This window comes from Streptomyces sp. T39, from assembly GCF_008042045.1.
In the GTDB taxonomy this organism is placed as follows: Bacteria; Actinomycetota; Actinomycetes; order Streptomycetales; family Streptomycetaceae; genus Streptomyces.
Window position 1 is genome coordinate 390,764 of sequence record NZ_RDBP01000037.1, and the last position, 17,037, is coordinate 407,800.

Genomic DNA, 17,037 nt, shown 5'->3' on the forward strand with positions numbered 1-17,037 from the left:
CGCCGACGGACTGGCCCCGCCCTCCGCCCTGAGCCTGGCCGGCGCCCGGATGCGCCCCTTCACGTCCGGGATCGCGCGGGCGACGGCGGGCCACGGGATCGTGGTGGGCCGCGTCCGCTACATCCACCGCGGCTGGAACGGGGAGCGGGCCGACGCTGCCCGGGACGCCGCTCGCGCCCTCGACGAGCTGGCCGCCGCCTGCGGGAGCGTCCCTGTCGTCCTCGTCGGCCACTCGATGGGAGGCAGGGCCGCGCTGAGTGCCGCGGCGCACCCCCAGGTGCGGGGCGTGGTCGCCCTCGCCCCGTGGTGTCCCGAGGGCGAGCCCGTCGCCCACCTCGCCGGGACGGACGTCGTGCTGGTCCACGGCGACCGTGACCGGGTGACGGACCCCCGGGGATCCTGGAGCGTGGCCCGCCGGGCCCGCGCCGCAGGCGCCAGGACCTGTGCCCTGCGGATGCCGGGCGGCGACCATGCGATGCTCCGCGGCGCGGGCGCGTGGCACACGCTCACCGAGCGCCTGGTGACGGGCCTGCTGGGCCTCGCCCCCCTGCCCCCTGCGGTCGCCCGCGCCTTCACCCGGCCCGACGGCGCCGCCCCCGCGGACGCGACCACGGTGGACCGGGCCTGAGCCCGGGAGTGCCGTGCGCCGGGGCCTCCCCGCCCTTGCGGGAGCCGGACACGAGGCCCATGGGCGCCGCCCCGTCTGTGCCTTGTGGCCCGGAGCTCCCGAGCGGCGGTCGACGGGACGGCGGCCGCGGGCACGGCGAAGGCCGCGGCCACGGCGAAGGCCCCGGCCCGGGGAGCGCTCCCCGGGGTCTCCCGGTGCCGGTGCCCGGGTCAGCGCCTCAACGACACCGCCGGCGCGATGCCGCCTACCAGCCGCGGCTGCGCCATGCGGAGAGGTGCGGGCGTTCCGCGCCGAGCGTGGTGTCCCTGCCGTGGCCCGGGTAGACCCACGCCTCGTCGGGCAGGGGGCCGAAGAGCTTCTCCTCGACGCCGTCCAGCAGGCTGGTGAAGGCCGCCGGGTCGTCGTGGGTGTTGCCCACGCCGCCGGGGAACAGGCAGTCGCCGGTGAACACGTGCGGGTGGCCGTGAGGGTCGTCGTAGACGAGCACGATCGAGCCGGGGGTGTGCCCGACCAGGTGGCGGGCGGTCAGCTCGACATGTCCCACGCGCACGGTGTCCCCGTCGTCGACCGGTACGTCGGTCGGGACGGGGATGCCCTCGGTGTCGTGCCGCCCCGCGTACGTGCGCGCACCGGTCGCGGCGACGACCTCGGCGAGTGCGCCCCAGTGGTCGCCGTGCCGGTGGGTGGTGACGACCGCCGTGACCGAGTCGTCGCCGATCAGGCGGAGCAGGGTCGCGGGCTCGGCCGCGGCGTCGATCAGGATCTGCTCGCCCGTCGCCCGGCAGCGCAGCAGATAGGCGTTGTTGTCCATCGGGCCGACCGCGACCTTGGAGATCATCAGGTCCGTGAGCTCGTGCACGTCCGCCGGGCCGCCGACCTTCACCACACCGCTGTATGTCATACCGCTCAGCCTAAGGGCCCCGCGGCGCGGGCCGCTCGGCCCGGCCGCGCGCTCCCGTGCCGCCCCGTGCCCCGGCGGCTCAGAGCGGGGGCAGGGCGGGCAGCGGGCCGCCCGTGGTGCGCAGGGCGGAGCCGTCGCGCCGGCCCGCGAGCCAGCCGACGACATCGGCGGGCGTACCCGTGACCGTGACGGCGGTGCCGGTGGCACCGCCGGTCGTCCACTCGCCGGAACCGGTCACGATCCGTGTCGGGGGCACGTCCGCGAGTCCGCTGAAGCGCTGCGCGAGGAAGTCGGTCTCGCGCGCGGTGAACTCCTCGGACAGGTCCTCCAGCTCGTAGCCGACGCCCAGGTCCACATGGTGCAGCTCGACCTCGACGAGACGGCGGAACGGCACCCGCGCCGCCCGGTCGGTGACCCCGTTGCGCAGCTCCACCGTGCGGTCCCAGTCGGCCGGGGCCGCGCCCTCGGCGTCGAAGCGCGCGGCGCTCTCGCGCAGGTCGTCGAGGTGCGCGCGCAGCGGACGGGCGGCGTCGCGCGCGATGTCGGCGTCGCGTGCGTCACTGCTGACGTACATCGGCAGACCCCGGAGAACATTTACGAGCGCGTCGGCGTTACGGGAGAGATGGGCCATCACGTGCCCCCGGCTCCACCCGGGAAGGCGTGACGGCTCGGCCGCTGCCGCGTTGTCGAGGTGGGCGACTGCTGTGAGCAGCCGCTCGGTCGCCTCACGTACAGAGGCCAGGTCATGCGCGTGATCGATCATGCGCCTGACGATAGCTCCGCCACACGATCGGGTGAAGCGGGCGGAAGGCGTCCGTAAATCGAATGCGCGTGCTATACGCTCGGTGGAGGCATCCTTGAAAGTCAGGCATCCATCGTTCTGGCGGCCCCCCACAGGCAGGCATCAGCCGGGGCGGGGGCTGTGCCCCCGCTTCTCTCTAGAAAGGTGCGGACCGGCGTGGCCGACCGTCTCATCGTCCGTGGCGCGCGCGAGCACAATCTGAAGAACGTCTCGCTCGACCTCCCGCGCGACTCCCTCATCGTTTTCACCGGGCTCTCGGGGTCGGGCAAGTCGTCCCTCGCGTTCGACACGATCTTCGCCGAGGGGCAGCGCCGCTACGTCGAGTCGCTCTCCTCCTACGCCCGGCAGTTCCTCGGGCAGATGGACAAGCCCGACGTCGACTTCATCGAGGGCCTCTCCCCGGCCGTCTCGATCGACCAGAAGTCCACCTCGCGCAATCCGCGCTCCACGGTCGGCACCATCACCGAGGTCTACGACTACCTCCGGCTGCTGTTCGCGCGCATCGGCAAGCCGCACTGTCCCGAGTGCAGCCGGCCGATCTCCCGCCAGTCGCCGCAGGCCATCGTCGACAAGGTGCTCGCCCTCCCCGAGGGCAGCCGCTTCCAGGTGCTCTCCCCGCTGGTGCGGGAGCGCAAGGGCGAGTTCGTCGACCTCTTCTCCGATCTCCAGACCAAGGGGTACAGCCGTGCCCGGGTGGACGGGAAGACCATCCAGCTCGCCGAGCCGCCGACGCTGAAGAAGCAGGAGAAGCACACCATCGAGGTGGTCGTCGACCGCCTCACCGTGAAGGACGGCGCCAAGCGCCGGCTGACGGACTCCGTCGAGACCGCCCTGGGCCTGTCCGGCGGCATGGTCGTGCTCGACTTCGTCGACCTTGCCGAGGACGACCCCGAGCGCGAGCGGATGTACTCGGAGCACCTGTACTGCCCGTACGACGACCTCTCCTTCGAGGAGCTGGAGCCCCGCTCCTTCTCCTTCAACTCGCCCTTCGGCGCCTGCCCCGACTGCACCGGCATCGGCACCCGCATGGAGGTCGACCCGGAGCTGATCGTCCCCGACGAGGACAAGTCCCTCGACGAGGGCGCCATCCACCCCTGGTCGCACGGCCACACCAAGGAGTACTTCGGCCGGCTGGTCAACGGGCTCGCGCAGGCGCTCGGCTTCTCCACCGACATGCCCTGGGCGGGGCTGCCCGCCCGCGCCAAGAAGGCGCTGCTGTACGGCCACAAGACCCAGCTCGAGGTCCGCTACCGCAACCGCTACGGTCGCGAGCGCGCCTGGACCACCCCCGCCTTCGAAGGCGCCGTGCAGTTCGTCAAGCGGCGGCACTCCGAGGCCGAGAGCGACTCCAGCAGGGAGCGCTTCGAGGGGTACATGCGCGAGGTGCCGTGCCCCACCTGTGAGGGCACCCGCCTGAAGCCGATCGTGCTCGCCGTCACCGTGATGGAGAAGTCCATCGCCGACGTCGCCGCGATGTCGATCAGCGAGTGCGCCGACTTCCTCGGCCGCCTCAAGCTGACCGCCCGCGACAAGAAGATCGCCGAGCGGGTCCTCAAGGAGGTCAACGAGCGGCTGCGCTTCCTCGTCGACGTCGGCCTCGACTACCTCTCGCTCAACCGCGCGGCCGGCACCCTCTCCGGCGGCGAGGCCCAGCGCATCCGGCTCGCCACCCAGATCGGCTCCGGTCTCGTCGGCGTGCTGTACGTGCTGGACGAGCCGTCCATCGGCCTCCACCAGCGCGACAACCACCGGCTCATCGAGACCCTGGTCCGCCTGCGCGACATGGGCAACACCCTGATCGTCGTCGAGCACGACGAGGACACGATCAAGGTCGCCGACTGGGTCGTCGACATCGGCCCCGGCGCCGGTGAGCACGGCGGCAAGGTCGTGCACTCCGGTTCGCTGAAGGAGCTCCTGAAGAACACCGAGTCGATGACCGGGCAGTACCTGGCCGGCAAGCGGTCGATCCCCACGCCCGACGTGCGCCGCCCGGTCGACCCCGGCCGCCGGCTCACCGTGCACGGCGCCCGGGAGAACAACCTCCGGGACATCGACGTCTCCTTCCCCCTCGGCGTGCTCACGGCCGTCACCGGTGTCTCCGGCTCCGGCAAGTCGACCCTGGTCAACGACATCCTCTACACCCACCTGGCCCGCGAGCTGAACGGCGCCAAGTCGGTCCCGGGGCGTCACACCCGGGTCGACGGCGACGATCTCGTCGACAAGGTGGTGCACGTCGACCAGTCGCCGATCGGCCGGACCCCGCGCTCCAACCCGGCCACGTACACCGGTGTCTTCGACCATGTCCGCAAGCTGTTCGCGGAGACGATGGAGGCCAAGGTCCGCGGCTACCTGCCCGGCCGGTTCTCCTTCAACGTCAAGGGCGGCCGCTGCGAGAACTGCTCCGGCGACGGCACCATCAAGATCGAGATGAACTTCCTGCCGGACGTGTACGTCCCCTGCGAGGTCTGCCACGGGGCGCGCTACAACCGGGAGACGCTGGAGGTCCACTACAAGGGCAAGTCCATCGCCGAGGTGCTGGACATGCCGATCGAGGAGGCGCTCGACTTCTTCGAGGCGGTCCCCACGATCTCCCGTCACCTGCGCACGCTCAACGAGGTGGGCCTCGGGTACGTCCGGCTCGGACAGTCGGCGCCCACCCTCTCCGGCGGCGAGGCCCAGCGTGTGAAGCTGGCGTCCGAACTGCAGAAGCGCTCCACCGGCCGCACCGTCTACGTGCTCGACGAGCCGACCACCGGTCTGCACTTCGAGGACATCAGCAAGCTGATCAAGGTGCTGTCCGGCCTCGTCGACAAGGGGAACTCGGTCATCGTGATCGAGCACAACCTCGACGTGATCAAGGTCGCCGACTGGGTCGTCGACATGGGTCCCGAAGGGGGCAGCGGCGGCGGTCTGGTGATCGCCGAGGGCACTCCCGAGCAGGTCGCGGGCGTCCCGGCCAGCCACACCGGCAAGTTCCTCCGGGACATCCTCGACGCGGAGCGCATCAGCGACGCGGCCCCGGTGCCGGCGGCGCGCAGGCCCGCCCGGAAGACCGCGGCGAAGAAGACCGCCGCGAAGAAGACGGCGGCCGCGGGACGCACCCCGCGCCAGCGCAAGGCGTGAGCGTCCGGGCCGGGCACGGGGGCGTCTGCCCCCGTGCCCGGCCCGTGTCGTTCCACGGCGGGTGCTCCCGCACGGGCCGTGGCGGGGCGGTTCGGGGCCGTCCGGCGGCAGACGCCACCGAGCCTGCGGCCGCCCGGCCCAGAGGCACAGGCGTCTGCGGCCGTCCGGCGGCAGACGCCACCGAGCCTGCGGCCGTCCGGCTCCAGAGGCACAGGCGCCTGCGGCAGACGCCATCGAGCCTGCGGCCGCCCGGCGGCGGCCGCACCGGCGTCCGGCCCCCAGCCGGGGGTTCGCCGGTCCGCGGCGCCCCGCCACCCCCCCCGTGCCGGCGGCAGGGTTCAGACCGTGGGCACCTCGCTCGCGTACGGCGGCTCCGCGCCGGTACGGGAGCACGTCACGGCCGCGGCGCGGGCCGCGAAGGAGAGGACGTCGTGCCAGGCGTCCGGCCCGAGGCTCCGCAGCGCCCCGGGGCACAGGGCGTCCCGCGCGGCCAGCGCGTGCAGCAGTGCCGCGTTCACCGTGTCGCCCGCGCCGATGGTGTCGGCGACGGTCACCGGGGCCGCCGGCACGGAGACCTCCACGCCCGACGCGGTCCGCACGGTGAGGCCGGCGCCCGCCCGGGTCAGGACCACCGCCTCCGGTCCCTCGGGGACACCGCCCAGCCAGCCGGCGTCGTCCTCGGACAGCTTCAGCAGCGTGACATGGGGGAGCCAGTCGGCGAAGCGCGCGCGGTAGGCGTCCGCGTCCGGGATCAGCCCGGCCCGGACATTGGGATCGAGCAGGGTGAACAGCCCCCGCCCCGACTCCCGCAGCAGCAGCGCCTCGTAGGCGCTCGCGCCCGGCTCCAGCACCAGCGAGCAGGTGCCCAGCGCCAGCGCCCGCGCCGCGGCGGGCAGCGCGGCGGGCAGCTCGAACAGCCGGTCCGCGGTGCCCTCGGCGTAGAACCCGTAGCCGGCCGACCCGTCCGTGCCGATGGCGGCGACCGCCAGCGTGGTCGGCTCCGGGCCCCGCTGCACCAGCGAGACGTCCACGCCTGCGGCGCGGAGCCCGTCGAGCAGGGCCTCGCCGAAACCGTCCGTCGACACCCGGGAGCAGAAGACGGCACCGGCTCCGAGCCGGCCGAGGGCCAGCGCCGTGTTGTACGGACCGCCGCCCGGCCGCGGCAGCAGCGCGGGCAGCGGGACCCCGTCCCCGTGCGGGACCAGGTCGATCAGGGCTTCACCGGCGACGACGATCACGGGCCAGAACGTAACCCATGGCCCCGCGCGCCGACAGGGAGCCCGCCACCGGGGACCCCGTCGCACGCCGGTATCGTCGGTCGTGTCACCGAGGTCCCGGGACTCCCGGCCCACCGAGGCCGCGCAGGTCATGGACGTCGTGCGGGTCGCCGCGGTGTGTCACCCCCGGCGTACCCCGGCTCCCACCCCGGTCGCGCCACGACGAACCGACCCGTGGAGTTCCCATGCCCGGCCGCCCGACCGCCCGCCGTACCGTTCTGAAGGGCGCGGCCCTCGCCGGCGCCGCCGGGCTCGGCGCGGCCGCCTGCTCCACGGACTCCAAGCTGGGCCACGCCGAGGTCCCCACGCCGACCGCCCCCGTCGACCTCGGCGCCGCCGACGCCGTGCCGGTGGGCGGCGCCAAGCTCTACCGCGAGCAGCGTCTGGTCGTCCACTGCCCGGCCGCCGGCCAGTACAAGGCGTTCAGCGCCCAGTGCACCCACGCCGGTTGCGTCCTGGACAAGGTGGAGGGCACCGAGGGCAACTGCCCCTGCCACGGCAGCCGCTTCGACGTCACCACGGGCAAGGCCCTGAAGGGACCGGCGACGGTCCCGCTGCCCGAGGTGCCCGTGAGGGCCGAGGGCGGCAAGCTGGTGGCCGGCCCGGAGGCGTAAGCGCCCCGCGGGGGGCCCGGTGCCTCACTCCCACTGCCACTCGATGCCCACCGCCCCGGGCCGCACGCCCTGCTCCAGCAGGTGCACGGTGCGGTGCCGGCGGCTGACGGCGAGCTCCGTGCGGACGCCGCGCGGGGTGCCGTCCGCCGCACTGGCGAACCGGTGGCAGCGCAGCGGCAGCGCCCCGGGGGCGAAGCGCACCTGGAGCAGGTACTGCCCTCCCCGGCCGCCGAACCCGCGGACGCAGGCGCCGCTGGGCCCGCCGGTGCCGTCCTCGACCCCGTAGCCGAAGACGTACGTCTCGCCCACGCGCAGCGCCCCGTCGAAGAGCAGCTCGGCCACCACGGTGCCGGCCGCGCGGTCCCGCCGGATCCGGCCGGGGCGGCAGTTCTCCAGGGCGCTGATCTCCACCCGGTCCGGGTCGCACCCCGCCTCGCCGCGGTGCACGGCGAGGAAGCGGTCGACCCCGTCCCGCCGGGCGCGCACCACATGCTGCGCGTCGCGCCCGAGCAGCCGCCGGTCGGCGCCGATGCGCACCCGTTCCTGCAGCGCCAGGGTCTCCAGCCCGCCGGGCTGCGGGGCCGAGCCGCCGAGCAGGCGCTCGGCCTCGCCCGTGAGCTCGGCGAGCCCGCGGTACGCGCGGACGGCCGGTGCCGGTGCCGGTGCCGGCCGCCGGCCGCCGGTCCCGTCCGTGCCGAGCAGACGGATCAGCGAGTGGGCGGGCAGCTCCAGCACCTCCTCCAGGGCGCGAACGGCGCGCAGCGACTCGGGACGCCGCGGTCGGCGGGCACCCTGCTGCCAGTAGCAGAGGCTGGTCACGCCGACCTTGATGCCGCGGTGCGCCAGGTGGTGCTGGACCCGCTGGAGCGGCAGCCCGCGCACCGAGAGAGCGGCGCGCAGCGCCTGGTGGAAGGGGCCCGTGTTCAGCACCCGCGCCAGTTCGGCCTCGGTGTGGCCCATGGTTCCTCCGGCTCGATCGCTGCGGTGGGGGGTGCGCCGTGGTGCGACCGCCGGGGGTGGGCGGGGGCGGCCCGCCGGGTGGGGGACGGAGGTCTCCACGTCCCGGCCACACGCTCGACGGCGCCGCGCCACTGGCATTGAAGCGTGCCGGCCCTCCGCGGACAAGAATCCGGACCGTCCCGGGACGTGGTCATGTCCCTGCCGGGAGGCGACCGGGGTGTCATCGCCCGCCAGTAGGGTGGTCGGCATGGCCGACCCCTCCAGCTACCGCCCCAAGCCGGGACAGATCCCCGACTCGCCGGGGGTCTACAAGTTCCGCGACGACCACCGCCGGGTGATCTACGTCGGCAAGGCGAAGAGCCTGCGCCAGCGCCTCGCCAGCTACTTCCAGGACCTGGCCAACCTCCACCCGCGCACGCGCACCATGGTCACCACGGCCGCCTCCGTGGAGTGGACGGTCGTGTCGACGGAGGTCGAGGCACTCCAGCTGGAGTACTCCTGGATCAAGGAGTTCGACCCCCGGTTCAACGTCAAGTACCGCGACGACAAGAGCTACCCGTACCTCGCCGTCACGCTGAACGAGGAATTCCCCCGCGTCCAGGTGATGCGCGGCGCCAAGCGCAAGGGTGTCCGCTACTTCGGGCCGTACGGCCACGCCTGGGCCATCCGCGAGACCGTCGACCTGATGCTGCGCGTCTTCCCCGTGCGCACCTGCTCCGCGGGGGTGTTCAAGAACCACGTGCAGCGCGGCCGCCCCTGCCTGCTCGGCTACATCGGCAAGTGCTCCGCCCCCTGCGTGGGCCGGGTCACCCCCGAGGAGCACCGTGAACTGGCCGAGGAGTTCTGCGACTTCATGGCCGGCCGCACCGGCACCTACCTCCGCCGCCTGGAGAAGCAGATGGCCGAGGCGGCCGACGAGATGGAGTACGAGCGGGCCGCCCGGCTGCGCGACGACATAGGCGCCCTCCGCCGTGCCCTGGAGAAGAACGCGGTGGTGCTCGCCGACGCCACCGACGCGGACCTCATCGCCCTGGCCGAGGACGAGCTGGAGGCCGCCGTCCAGATCTTCCACGTCCGCGGCGGCCGGGTGCGCGGCCAGCGCGGCTGGGTCACCGACAAGGTCGAGGCCGTGGACACGGCGGGCCTGGTCGAGCACGCCCTCCAGCAGCTCTACGGCGAGGAGCGCGGCGACGCCGTGCCCAAGGAGGTCCTCGTCCCGGCGCTGCCCGAGGACGTCGCCGCCGTCTCCGCCTGGCTGGGCGAGCGCCGGGGGGCGAACGTCTCCCTGCGCGTCCCCCAGCGCGGGGACAAGAAGGACCTCATGGAGACGGTCCAGCGCAACGCGCAGCAGGCCCTCGCCCTCCACAAGACCCGGCGTGCCGGTGATCTGACCACCCGCTCCCGCGCCCTGGAGGAGATCGCCGAGGCCCTCGGCCTGGACTCGGCGCCACTGCGCATCGAGTGCTTCGACATCTCCCACTTCCAGGGCGACGACGTGGTGGCGTCGATGGTCGTCTTCGAGGACGGCCTCGCCCGCAAGAGCGAGTACCGCCGCTTCCAGATCAAGGGCCGGGTCGGGGACACGCAGGTCTGGCACGGCCAGGGACAGGACGACGTCCGCTCGATGCACGAGGTGATCAGCCGCCGCTTCCGGCGCTACCTCGCGGAGAAGGACCGCACGGGGGAGTGGATCGGCGAGGACGCCCCGGACGCGGAGGAGGCGGACGACGGGCGTCCGAAAAAGTTCGCCTACCCGCCCCAGCTCGTCGTCGTCGACGGCGGCCGTCCGCAGGTCGCGGCGGCCCAGCGGGCCCTCGACGAGCTGGGCATCGACGACGTCGCGGTCTGCGGCCTGGCCAAGCGCCTGGAGGAGGTCTGGCTGCCGCACGACGACGACCCGGTCGTGCTGCCCCGCTCCAGCGAGGGCCTGTACCTGCTGCAGCGGATCCGCGACACCGCGCACGACTTCGCCATCCGCTACCAGCGCTCGAAGCGCACCAAGAGGATCCGCACCAGCCCGCTCGATACGATCCCGGGTCTCGGGGAGACCCGCAAGCAGGCCCTGATCAAGCATTTCGGCTCGGTCAAGCGCCTGCGGCAGGCGACAATCGAGCAGATCTGCGAGGTCCCGGGCATGGGCCGCAAGACGGCCGAGTCCGTCGTCGTGGCCCTCGCCCAGGCGGCTCCGGCCGCACCCGCCGTGAACACGGCGACAGGAGAGATCATTGAAGAGAACGACGGGGGCAGCACGCCATGACCGAGCACGATCGAGACGGAGCAGCAGACATGAGTACGGGCAACGCCCACGAGCCCGCCGACAGCGCAGCGGACGTGGCCATCCCCGAGCTGGTGATCATCTCGGGCATGTCCGGCGCCGGACGCAGTACGGCGGCCAAGTGTCTGGAGGACCTCGGCTGGTTCGTCGTCGACAACCTGCCGCCCGCGCTGATCCCCACCATGGTCGAGCTCGGCGCCCGGTCCCAGGGCAACGTCGCCCGGATCGCCGTCGTCGTCGACGTCCGGGGCCGGCGCTTCTTCGACAACCTCCGCGAGTCCCTCGCCGACCTCGACGCCAAGCAGGTCACCCGCCGGATCGTCTTCCTGGAGTCGTCCGACGACGCCCTGGTGCGCCGCTTCGAGTCGGTCCGCAGGCCCCATCCGCTCCAGGGCGACGGCCGCATCGTCGACGGCATCGCCGCCGAACGCGACCTGCTGCGCGAGCTGCGCGGCGACGCCGACCTGGTCATCGACACCTCCAGCCTCAACGTCCACGAACTGCGCGCCAAGATGGACGCCCAGTTCGCCGGCGACGAGGAGCCGGAGCTGCGAGCGACGGTGATGTCGTTCGGCTTCAAGTACGGACTGCCCGTCGACGCCGACCTCGTCGTCGACATGCGCTTCCTGCCCAACCCGCACTGGGTCCCCGAGCTGCGCCCCTTCACCGGCCTGAACGAAGAGGTGTCGAACTACGTCTTCAACCAGCCCGGGGCCAAGGAGTTCCTCGACCGGTACACCGAGCTGCTCCAGCTGATCGCCTCCGGCTACCGCCGTGAGGGCAAGCGCTACGTGACGATCGCCGTCGGCTGCACGGGCGGCAAGCACCGCTCGGTGGCCACCTCCGAGAAGCTGGCCGCCCGCCTCTCCGCCGCCGGGGTCGAGACCGTGGTCGTGCACCGGGACATGGGGCGCGAGTGACCGGACGCACCCTCCGTCTGCGGCGGCTGCGCAGGACCACGCGCACGCCGTCGGCACGGAAGCGCGGCGCACAGCCCAAGGTCGTCGCCCTCGGCGGCGGCATGGGGCTGTCCGCGTCGCTGGCGGCGCTGCGCCGCATCACCGGCGACCTGACCGCGGTGGTCACGGTCGCCGACGACGGCGGATCCAGCGGCCGGCTCCGGGAGGAGCTCGGCGTGCTGCCGCCCGGAGACCTGCGCAAGGCGCTGGCGGCGCTGTGCGGCGACGACGACTGGGGCCAGACCTGGGCCCGCGTCATCCAGCACCGCTTCCAGTCCCAGGGCGAGCTGCACGAGCACGCGGTCGGCAATCTGCTGATCGTCGCCCTGTGGGAGCAGCTGGGCGACCACGTCCAGGCGCTGGACCTGGTCGGCAGGCTCCTCGGCGCCCAGGGCCGGGTGCTGCCGATGTCCGCGGTGCCACTGGAGCTCCAGGCCCTGGTCCGGGGCCACGACCCGGCCCGCCCGGACGACGTCGACACCGTGCGCGGTCAGGCCACCGTGGCGCTCACGCCGGGCGAGGTGCAGTCCGTCCACCTCGTGCCGCACGACCCGCCCGCGGTCCCGGAGGCCGTCGAGGCCGTACTCGACGCCGACTGGGTGGTCCTGGGGCCCGGATCCTGGTTCTCCTCGGTGATTCCGCACCTCCTGGTGCCGGAACTGCTCGACGCGCTGGTCGAGACCAGGGCACGCCGGGTCCTCTCGCTCAACCTCGCCCCGCAGCCCGGCGAAACAGATGGCTTCTCACCGCAGCGTCATTTGGAGGTTTTGGGACGACACGCGCCTAAACTCGCCCTGGACGTGGTGCTGGCCGACGAGGCCGCAGTGCCCGACCGCGCATCCCTCGACGACGCCGCCAAGCGCCTCGGAGCCGCGGTCGAGCTGGCTCCGGTGGCCTCTCCCGACGGTGTTCCGAAGCACGACCCGGAGCTGTTGGCCGCCGCGTACGACCGTATTTTTCGGATGCATGGAAGGATCGGCCCATGGCGATGACGGCAGCGGTGAAGGACGAGATCTCCCGGCTTCCCGTCACCCGGACCTGCTGCAGAAAGGCGGAGGTCTCGGCCATCCTGCGGTTCGCGGGCGGTCTGCACCTGGTCAGCGGACGCATCGTGATCGAGGCCGAGCTGGACACGGGCATCGCCGCGCGCCGTCTGAAGCGGGACATCCTGGAGATCTTCGGCCACAGCTCGGAGCTGATGGTGATGGCGCCGGGCGGTCTGCGCCGCGGTTCACGCTTCGTGGTCAGGGTGGTGGCGGGCGGTGACCAGCTCGCCCGGCAGACCGGGCTCGTCGACGGCCGGGGGCGCCCGATCCGCGGCCTGCCCCCGCAGGTCGTCTCCGGCGCCACCTGCGACGCCGAGGCGGCCTGGCGCGGCGCGTTCCTGGCGCACGGCTCCCTCACCGAGCCCGGCCGGTCTTCCTCCCTGGAGGTCACCTGCCCCGGCCCGGAGGCCGCCCTGGCGCTGGTCGGCGCGGCCCGCAGGCTCTCCATCGCCGCGAAGGCCCGCGAGGTGCGCGGCGTCGACCGGGTGGTCGTCCGCGACGGCGACGCGATCGGCGCGCTGCTGACCAGGCTCGGGGCGCACGAGTCGGTGCTGGCCTGGGAGGAGCGGCGGATGCGCCGCGAGGTCCGCGCCACGGCCAACCGCCTCGCCAACTTCGACGACGCGAACCTGCGCCGCAGCGCCCGTGCCGCGGTCGCCGCGGGGGCCCGGGTGCAGCGCGCCCTGGAGATCCTCGGCGAGGAGGTGCCCGAGCACCTCGCCGCCGCGGGACGGCTGCGCATGGAGCACAAGCAGGCGTCCCTGGAGGAGCTCGGCGCGCTCGCCGACCCGCCGCTGACCAAGGACGCGGTGGCCGGCCGGATCCGCCGTCTGCTCGCCATGGCCGACAAGCGCGCCCAGGATCTGGGCATTCCCGGTACGGAGTCCAACCTGACCGAGGAGATGGCCGACGGCCTCGTCGGCTGACGGCCCCGCGCCGCGTCCCCGCGTCAACCGCCCAGCTGCCGACGCCCCTTCGGGTGTCGGCAGCGGTGTGTCCGGGGCCGGACGCCCGCGCGGCGGGCCTCTCCCCGGCTTCGCGGCCGACGTTCTTTACTGGCCAGTACGCGACGCCGCAAGACATACGGACTGTTCCTGATGTCACTCCGCAGGCTCCGGAGAGGTAGGGTCGTAGGCGGTCGGGGACATCCCTATAAAACTCGCCGGCGTCGAAAACCGGCGTACCTAACGAGGAGATCGGTTCGTGACGATCCGCGTAGGCATCAACGGCTTTGGCCGCATCGGTCGTAACTACTTCCGCGCGCTGCTGGAGCAGGGTGCTGACATCGAGATCGTGGCTGTCAACGACCTGGGTGACACCGCGACCACCGCTCACCTGCTCAAGTACGACACCATTCTGGGCCGCCTCAAGGCCGAGGTGACGCACACCGCCGACACCATCACCGTCGACGGCCACACCATCAAGGTGCTCTCCGAGCGCAACCCGGCCGACATCCCGTGGGGCGAGCTGGGCGTCGACATCGTCGTCGAGTCCACCGGCATCTTCACGAGCAGGGCCGACGCCTCGAAGCACATCGACGGCGGCGCCAAGAAGGTCCTCATCTCGGCTCCGGCCAAGGACGAGGACATCACCATCGTGATGGGCGTCAACCAGGACAAGTACGACGCGGCCAACCACCACGTCATCTCCAACGCGTCCTGCACGACGAACTGTGTGGCGCCGATGGCCAAGGTTCTGGACGAGAACTTCGGCATCGTCCGCGGTCTGATGACCACGGTCCACGCCTACACGAACGACCAGCGCATCCTGGACTTCCCGCACAAGGACCTGCGCCGCGCCCGGGCCGCCGCGGAGAACATCATCCCCACCACCACCGGTGCCGCGAAGGCCACCGCGCTGGTGCTGCCGAAGCTCAAGGGCAAGCTGGACGGCATCGCCATGCGCGTGCCGGTCCCGACGGGCTCGGCCACCGACCTGGTCGTGCAGCTGGAGCGCGAGGTCACCAAGGACGAGGTCAACGCCGCGTTCAAGAAGGCCGCGGACGGCGAGCTCAAGGGCATCCTGTACTACACCGAGGACCCGATCGTGTCCTCGGACATCGTCAGCGACCCCGCCTCCTGCACCTTCGACTCCTCCCTGACCATGGTCCAGGAGGGCAACTCGGTGAAGATCCTCGGCTGGTACGACAATGAGTGGGGTTACTCCAACCGCCTCGTCGACCTCACGGTCTTCGTCGGCAACCAGCTCTGATCAGCGGCAGGGTCTGATCTGATCTTCCACGAGAGCACCAAGATGTGAGTGGCAGGGCTCGGACGGCGCAATGCGGCGCCGGTCGGGCCCTGCCGCGTGTGCAGCCTTCCGAGGAGCCGTAGAACTATGAAGACCATCGACCAGTTGTTGGCCGAGGGGGTCGCGGGCAAGCGGGTGTTCGTCCGCGCCGACCTCAATGTGCCGCTCGACGGCACGACCATCACCGACGACGGCCGTATCCGGGCCGTGCAGCCCACCATCGAGCGGCTCGCCGAGGCCGGCGCCCGTGTGGTCGTCGCCTCGCACCTCGGCCGCCCGAAGGGCGCGCCGGACCCCGCCTTCTCCCTCGCCCCCGCCGCCGCGCGGCTCGGCGAACTGCTGGGCGCCGACGTGGCCTTCGCCACCGACACGGTGGGCGAGTCCGCGCGGGGCGTCGTCGCCGCACTGGCCGACGGACAGGTCGCCGTCCTGGAGAACCTGCGCTTCAACCCGGGCGAGACCGCCAAGGACGACGCCGAGCGCGGAGCCTTCGCCGACGCGCTGGCCACCCTCGCCGACCTCTACGTCGGCGACGGCTTCGGCGCCGTGCACCGCAAGCACGCCTCCGTCTACGACCTCCCCGCCAGGCTGCCGCACGCGGCCGGTCTGCTGATCGCGAACGAGGTCGGTGTCCTCAGGAAGCTCACCGAGGACGTGCGGCGCCCGTATGCCGTCGTGCTCGGCGGCTCCAAGGTCTCCGACAAGCTCGGCGTGATCGACCACCTGCTGGAGAAGGCCGACCGGATCCTCGTCGGCGGCGGCATGGTGTTCACCTTCCTCAAGGCCCAGGGCCACGAGGTCGGCTCCTCGCTGCTCCAGGAGGACCAGATCCCCGTGGTCCAGGAGTACCTGAAGCGTGCCGAGGCACGGGGCGTGGAGTTCGTGCTCCCCGTCGACGTGCGGGTCGCCGCCGAGTTCCCGGACCTGAAGACCAAGGCGCCCTCCGACCCGGAGACCGTCGCCGCGGACGCCATGCCCGCCGGCCGGATGGGCCTCGACATCGGTCCGCGGACCAGCGAGCTCTACGCCGCGAAGCTCGCCGACGCGGGCACCGTCTTCTGGAACGGCCCGATGGGCGTGTTCGAGCACCCCGACTACGCGGAGGGAACCGCCGCCGTCGCGCAGGCGCTCATCGACTCCCCGGCGTTCACCGTGGTCGGCGGCGGGGACTCGGCCGCCGCCGTGCGGATCCTGGGCTTCGACGAGAATGCGTTCGGACACATTTCGACCGGTGGCGGCGCGAGCCTCGAATACCTCGAGGGCAAGACGCTCCCCGGCCTCGCCGCACTGGAGGACTGACCCTCGATGACTGCTGTTGAACAAGGCCGTACCCCGCTGATGGCGGGCAACTGGAAGATGAACCTCAACCACCTCGAGGCCATCGCCCACACCCAGAAGCTCGCCTTCGCCCTCTCGGAGAAGGACTTCGCGGCCGTCGAGGTCGCCGTGCTTCCCCCCTTCACCGACCTCCGGTCCGTCCAGACCCTGGTCGAGGGCGACAAGCTCGCGATCAAGTTCGGCGCCCAGGACATCTCCGCGCACGACTCCGGTGCCTACACCGGTGAGATCTCCGGCCCGATGCTGGCCAAGCTGAAGTGCACCTACGTCGCCGTCGGCCACTCCGAGCGCCGCCAGTACCACGCGGAGACCGACGAGATCTGCAACGCCAAGGTGAAGGCGGCGTTCAGGCACGGCCTCACGCCGATCCTGTGCGTCGGCGAGGGCCTGGAGATCCGCAAGGCGGGCAACCAGGTCGCGTACACCCTGGCGCAGCTCGACGGCGGGCTGAAGGACGTCCCGGCCGAGCAGGCCGAGACGATCGTCATCGCCTACGAGCCGGTCTGGGCCATCGGCACCGGCGAGGTCGCCACCCCCGAGGACGCGCAGGAGGTCTGCGGCGCGATCCGCGGCCGTCTCGCCGAGCTGTACTCGCAGGAGCTGGCCGACAAGGTCCGCATCCAGTACGGCGGCTCGGTCAAGGCCGGCAACGTGGCCGCGATCATGGCCCAGCCGGACGTCGACGGCGCCCTGGTGGGCGGCGCCGCGCTGGACGCCGACGAGTTCGTGAAGATCGTCCGCTTCCGCGACCAGTGAGTATGCGGTAGCGCCGATCCGGCGTACCCTTGCGGGGGCCGAGGCCGACGTGTGCCGTGCGGTTGATCCGCGCGGCGGGCCCCGGTCCCCGCTTTTCCTTCATCACCG

The 17,037-nt window shown here is 72.4% G+C and carries 14 protein-coding genes; 10 read left to right on the forward strand and 4 right to left on the reverse strand.

The genetic code is table 11. From position 1 onward, the window contains the following. Positions 1 to 628, forward strand: a 628-nt coding sequence (locus EAO77_RS24165; RefSeq protein ID WP_315986112.1) for an alpha/beta fold hydrolase, incomplete at its 5' end; no start/stop codon positions are given. Between the two features lie 244 nt (positions 629 to 872). Here EAO77_RS24165 and EAO77_RS24175 read toward each other — a convergent pair. Both EAO77_RS24175 and EAO77_RS24180 read right to left on the reverse strand, forming a co-directional pair. Beyond that, positions 873 to 1,529 carry an MBL fold metallo-hydrolase gene (locus EAO77_RS24175; protein WP_147990390.1) on the reverse strand — a complete coding sequence of 219 codons (657 nt, stop codon included), beginning with the start codon at positions 1,527 to 1,529 and terminating at the stop codon, positions 873 to 875. 79 nt (positions 1,530 to 1,608) lie between these two features. Next, a complete protein-coding gene (locus EAO77_RS24180; protein WP_147990391.1) occupies positions 1,609 to 2,292 on the reverse strand; it encodes a maleylpyruvate isomerase family mycothiol-dependent enzyme in 684 nt (227 codons plus the stop codon). 195 nt (positions 2,293 to 2,487) lie between these two features. Between EAO77_RS24180 and uvrA the strand changes: the two genes are divergently transcribed. After that, entirely contained in the window at positions 2,488 to 5,454 is a 2,967-nt protein-coding gene (uvrA, locus tag EAO77_RS24185; protein WP_147990392.1) for an excinuclease ABC subunit UvrA, read from the forward strand. Positions 5,455 to 5,792: 338 nt separating this feature from the next. On the opposite strand, the gene EAO77_RS24190 is transcribed toward uvrA, so the two are convergent. Beyond that, positions 5,793 to 6,692 carry a carbohydrate kinase family protein gene (locus tag EAO77_RS24190; RefSeq protein ID WP_147990393.1) on the reverse strand — a complete coding sequence of 300 codons (900 nt, stop codon included), beginning with the start codon at positions 6,690 to 6,692 and terminating at the stop codon, positions 5,793 to 5,795. Between the two features lie 224 nt (positions 6,693 to 6,916). On the opposite strand from EAO77_RS24190, the gene EAO77_RS24195 reads away from it, so the two are divergent. Then, a complete protein-coding gene (locus EAO77_RS24195) occupies positions 6,917 to 7,345 on the forward strand; it encodes a Rieske (2Fe-2S) protein (protein WP_147990394.1) in 429 nt (142 codons plus the stop codon). Positions 7,346 to 7,369: 24 nt separating this feature from the next. Here EAO77_RS24195 and EAO77_RS24200 read toward each other — a convergent pair whose 3' ends face one another. Next, entirely contained in the window at positions 7,370 to 8,305 is a 936-nt protein-coding gene (locus EAO77_RS24200; RefSeq protein ID WP_147990395.1) for a hypothetical protein, read from the reverse strand. Between the two features lie 247 nt (positions 8,306 to 8,552). Here EAO77_RS24200 and uvrC point away from each other — a divergent pair, with 247 nt between their 5' ends. From uvrC to tpiA, 7 genes are all read left to right on the forward strand, one after another. Next, a complete protein-coding gene (gene uvrC / locus EAO77_RS24205) occupies positions 8,553 to 10,562 on the forward strand; it encodes an excinuclease ABC subunit UvrC (RefSeq protein ID WP_147990396.1) in 2,010 nt (669 codons plus the stop codon). Continuing rightward, on the forward strand, positions 10,559 to 11,500 hold the full coding sequence (rapZ, locus tag EAO77_RS24210) for an RNase adapter RapZ (RefSeq protein ID WP_147990397.1): 942 nt from the start codon (positions 10,559 to 10,561) through the stop codon (positions 11,498 to 11,500). Before uvrC ends, rapZ begins: the two co-directional genes overlap by 4 nt. Next, positions 11,497 to 12,531 (forward strand): uridine diphosphate-N-acetylglucosamine-binding protein YvcK, encoded by a 1,035-nt coding sequence (yvcK, locus tag EAO77_RS24215; RefSeq protein WP_147990398.1) that lies wholly within the window; start codon positions 11,497 to 11,499, stop codon positions 12,529 to 12,531. Before rapZ ends, yvcK begins: the two co-directional genes overlap by 4 nt. Then, positions 12,522 to 13,511 (forward strand): DNA-binding protein WhiA, encoded by a 990-nt coding sequence (gene whiA, locus EAO77_RS24220; RefSeq protein ID WP_005318962.1) that lies wholly within the window; start codon positions 12,522 to 12,524, stop codon positions 13,509 to 13,511. Before yvcK ends, whiA begins: the two co-directional genes overlap by 10 nt. Before the next feature lie 277 nt (positions 13,512 to 13,788). Beyond that, positions 13,789 to 14,796 carry a type I glyceraldehyde-3-phosphate dehydrogenase gene (gene gap, locus EAO77_RS24225; protein ID WP_147990399.1) on the forward strand — a complete coding sequence of 336 codons (1,008 nt, stop codon included), beginning with the start codon at positions 13,789 to 13,791 and terminating at the stop codon, positions 14,794 to 14,796. A 126-nt stretch (positions 14,797 to 14,922) separates the two neighbouring features. Continuing rightward, positions 14,923 to 16,134 carry a phosphoglycerate kinase gene (locus EAO77_RS24230; protein ID WP_147990400.1) on the forward strand — a complete coding sequence of 404 codons (1,212 nt, stop codon included), beginning with the start codon at positions 14,923 to 14,925 and terminating at the stop codon, positions 16,132 to 16,134. Positions 16,135 to 16,140: 6 nt separating this feature from the next. Next, a complete protein-coding gene (gene tpiA, locus EAO77_RS24235; protein ID WP_147990401.1) occupies positions 16,141 to 16,929 on the forward strand; it encodes a triose-phosphate isomerase in 789 nt (262 codons plus the stop codon). Positions 16,930 to 17,037: the final 108 nt, after the last annotated feature.